Annotated in this window: 3 protein-coding genes; 1 reads left to right on the top strand and 2 read right to left on the bottom strand. The window is 65.9% G+C overall.

Going from position 1 to position 3,816, the window contains the following annotated elements:
* Window positions 1-58 precede the first annotated feature (58 nt).
* Window positions 59-2,215 carry an alpha/beta fold hydrolase gene (locus tag ACIQIB_RS39275; protein WP_400764249.1) on the bottom strand — a complete coding sequence of 719 codons (2,157 nt, stop codon included), beginning with the start codon at window positions 2,213-2,215 and terminating at the stop codon, window positions 59-61.
* Between the two features lie 301 nt (window positions 2,216-2,516).
* Here ACIQIB_RS39275 and ACIQIB_RS39270 point away from each other — a divergent pair, with 301 nt between their 5' ends.
* Window positions 2,517-2,690 (top strand): helix-turn-helix domain-containing protein, encoded by a 174-nt coding sequence (locus ACIQIB_RS39270; protein ID WP_400656860.1) that lies wholly within the window; start codon window positions 2,517-2,519, stop codon window positions 2,688-2,690.
* A gap of 130 nt (window positions 2,691-2,820) precedes the next feature.
* On the opposite strand, the gene ACIQIB_RS39265 is transcribed toward ACIQIB_RS39270, so the two are convergent.
* A complete protein-coding gene (locus ACIQIB_RS39265; RefSeq protein ID WP_400764246.1) occupies window positions 2,821-3,519 on the bottom strand; it encodes a hypothetical protein in 699 nt (232 codons plus the stop codon).
* Window positions 3,520-3,816: the final 297 nt, after the last annotated feature.

Here is a 3,816-nt window from a genome sequence, read left to right as displayed (position 1 = left end):
AGTTGCGCTCGCGTCACACACCACGGTCTACCGGATCAGGACCCGCCGCGAAGGTGAATCACACAGATTGATCACGACCGAATACGCGCCCTAGTTGTGCCACGGCGGGCAGATCGCCGAGGTCTGCCTGGGTGGCGGGGTCGGATGCCAATAGCGCCTGTACAGCCTCGTCGGCGCCGGCCTGGTGAAGTGCGCCCAGCAGATCGGCCACTGCACGCGGTTTGGTCGGGTCGGCGTAAAGGACGCTTATGGCGCCACCTGTGTGATCGGGATCCAGCTCTCTTCCGAGATTTGCCAGGGCCAGTGTGGGGTGCCCAGTCCGGACCGCTCGATCCCATAGTCGAACGGCCGTTTGGCGGAACCCCCGATCCCACGCTGCCTGCGCGAGTCGGACCACGTCATCCCGTTCAAGCGGGTGGATAGTCACGGCTTCCCAGAGGGACGGGGCACCGGGTTGGTCAGCACGGTGATGGAGGGTGTGTTGATCCAGGTAGTCGGCTGGTTCGTAGCGAGCGGGCTCTCCGGCTCGGCTGCGGACGGCGATGAGCGGGGTGAGCGTGTTGCGGATGTCCGTACGAGTGCGGTCGGCCCGGACTCCGGCGGCTAGACCTTCGAGGAGGGCGCGGGCCCATTGGGGATCGGCGGCCCGGTGGCGGGCGTCGAGGACGCCGTCGGCGGCGTGGGCAAGGAAGTCGGCGGTCAGCGGGGCCCGGTGGCCGAGCCGGCGTGCGTCCAGCGCAGCAGTGAGGAGCGCATGCTCCTGGTGGGTGTAGTAGGCGCCAGGGCCTGCCGTGTAGGCGTCCACGAGTTCCGGTCCGCCGCTGAGGTGCTGGACGACCCGCCCGTCGGAGGCTCCAGCGTTCAGAGCTTCCCGAAGCCGCGGATCGGATCGTTTGGCGCCGAGGACCCTCCAAGCCCGAAGGTCGGCCTCGAACAGGCGATGAGGGACACTGATTTGAGTGGCGAGGGCCGGATGGGTGAGCAGAGCTTTCGCGGCTGCGTACGGCGCCCCCGGCTGGTCGGAGGTGAGTTCGTTCCAGTACGGCTCACGCCAGAGTGTCGCAACGGCAACGATTCCGGAGCTGCGCTGCAGCAGGGCGTGAAGCTGTTCGGCTGCGGCCTTGCCGCCGGCGTCGTACAAGAAGCGTTGAGCCTCGTTGAGCCACAGGACCGTGCCTGGCCGAACGCGGCCGGCCTCGAGCATGTCGAGCAGGTTGGCAGCGCCGGACGGGCGGAGCAGGGGGTGATGGGGGGCAAGGGTGCTCAGGGCCTCGTACAGGGCTCGGGTCTTGCCAGTGGAGGATTCGCCGATGAGGACGACCAGGCGGGACGGTCCGCCGGTGAGCGCTGGGCGAAGTGCGTCGCACAGTTCGCGGTCGTGGTCGCGCGGAAGGTAGGGCGTCAGCCATACCGAGGGGCTCGTTGCTTTGTCGGGATAGGTGGCAGTGTGGACCTCCAACGCGGCAGGCCCGAGGATGGTTACGGTGCCATCTGGGGGGTCGCTGTCGGTGCTCGCCTCCAACAGCAACCGCTTGACGGTGGTGTAGCTGCGGTGCGTGGCCGAGTCGGGCTGGACGATGGTGAAGTGGGTTCCGGGCAGAACCGCGGCGTCGGAGAAGACTGCCTGCGCGGATGCCCGGGGGACGACGCCGTCCTCCTCACCGGCGAAGACGGAGAAGGGGATCGGGCAGGTGTAGTCGGACAACTCGGTCGCGTTGATGACGCCCTTCAACACCCTGCTCAGCGTGTCGCTGACTTGCTCGTTCAGCGGACGCAGTTGCCTCTCCTGAGGATTTCCGTGCAACAGCGCCCGGCGGGCCTCCAGACCCAGCAGGGAGCCGGCGCTCGGGGTGGCCAGCAGCACGACCCGCTTGATGCGGTTTACCTGGAGGCCCTGGCCGTCGGCGAGCATCCGCACCAGATGGCGCTGGATCACCAACCCACCCATGCTGTGGCCCACCAGCACCAACCGCTCGAACCGCTCGGCCTCCGTGCGCAGAAACTCCTTCAGGCTGTCCGCCACCGTGTCCAGCGAAGGGATTACCCGCGTGGGGTTCCACGGCTTCCAAAGCTTGGTTCGGTACCCGAAGCGCAACACCTGTGCTCCGGCCAGATCCGTGTCCTCAGCGATCAGGCCGGTGAACCGGTCCCACACCTCCGGGCCCGACATGAAGCCGTGCACCATCACTACACCCAGCACCGCGGGCACCCCCATTCGGCCAGCTCCCCAAACTTCCCCGGCCGCCAGATTACTCACAGAACCGCGGGCTGGATCAGGTGAAGCAGATGACGGTGCTCGGGCGCCGGGGTGCCGTAGCTGGCCCGGTGCCTACGAGCGCGACTCGCTGGGAGGCAAGGTGTTGCTTTCGCGGAAGCGCCGGGCGGCGATTGCCGACAAGCTGGTTGGAGGGATCAGGGATTGCCGAGCCGACGTTTAGCAGGTGATCGCGGCTCGGCCAAACTGCTATTCCCGTGCGAACCTCTCCGGCATTGGTAGCCGTCACAGAGGAGGTCCCGTGGCTCAGCAGTCCGTGAGCGTCAGGGAGACCGCGGAGTATCTGAATACGTCAGTTCCGTGGGTGTATCGGGAGGCGTCCCGCATGGGTCTCATCCCGTACAGGTTCGGGAGTGGGAAGAACACGAAGCTGCAGTTCAAGGTCTCCGACGTTCAGGCGTGGGTGAAGCAGTAGCGTATGCCTGCTGCGTGACGCTGGCGGCGAACGAACGGGGTAGGTCAGCCTCTGGGGAAGAATCACCATTTCGTCTCAGGGGCAAACCGACCTCAAGCGCCAATATCAGTTCGTCCCGCAGCTCAACCATTCAGAATCTCAAGGGGGCGTCAGGTGAGTTGGGCTTGACCATCATGGCAGCCGCTCGCATTTGCCAATGGTCGTCCAGGGTGGTGTCGGCCGCCAGAACCGCATATAGGTCGCGGCCGCGAGGGTCGTCCAGTGCTCCCAGCGACTCGGTGGCCTTCACCCGTAGTGCGCTGTTCAGCGTAGTGTTCTGGGCCAGCGCTGCGCAGCGGTCGGCGGTGGCGTCGATGATTTCAGCGGGGACGAGAGTGCCAAGGCGCGCCTGCTCGGCGACGAACCGGCAGGCTTCGAATCCCCCGCGTCGAACCAGACGTTGCAGGAGCACGTCGGTAGCAGCGGGGTCCTTCTCCTGGGCTACGTCGAGCAGGAAGCCGAGATAGGACGCCTCCACATTGAGCGGTGCTCTCCAGATCTTGCGGAACCACAGGCGGCACTTGATGCCTGGATCGTTGGTGGATGGGCCGTACCGGGTCCATCGTCCGAACAGTCGACGAAGCAGACGGGCGCCGTCCTGCTCGTCCGGGATGACGTGGCGGGCTGCCAGGTACTCCAGGAGGGTCTGGTGCAGGAACACGAACTCCCCTGAGCGGACCGTCAACAGGCCGCTGCGTCGCAGAGCGTCATCGAGGAAAGCCCGCCACACGTCGGTCGGGACTTCGGCAGGTCGTTGGGCGTCAGGGTGGGAGGCCAAGATGTCGATCACCGGCTGGGAACTCCCGGCGAGGCGTTTGGCGGCGATCAGGGCGATGAGGCCCGGAAGAGAGCTGAGCGTACGCTCGGACTGGTCGAGGGCGTTGCTGCCGTAGCACTCCAGAGCTGCACGAGTCTGCAGCCGAATACCAGTAGCGCCACGAACGTGCTGGTGCTTGTAGAGCAGGTCGATGAAGTCGTGATAGATCCGGCCTCGACTAGGGCGCGTATTCGGTCGTGATCAATCTGTGTGATTCACCTTCGCGGCGGGTCCTGATCCGGTAGACCGTGGTGTGTGACGCGAGCGCAA

It is taken from the genome of Kitasatospora sp. NPDC092286 (assembly GCF_044755565.1).
GTDB lineage: Bacteria > Actinomycetota > Actinomycetes > Streptomycetales > Streptomycetaceae > Kitasatospora.
Note: the sequence above shows the minus strand (reverse complement) of the source record. Positions and strands in the feature narration are given on the sequence as shown.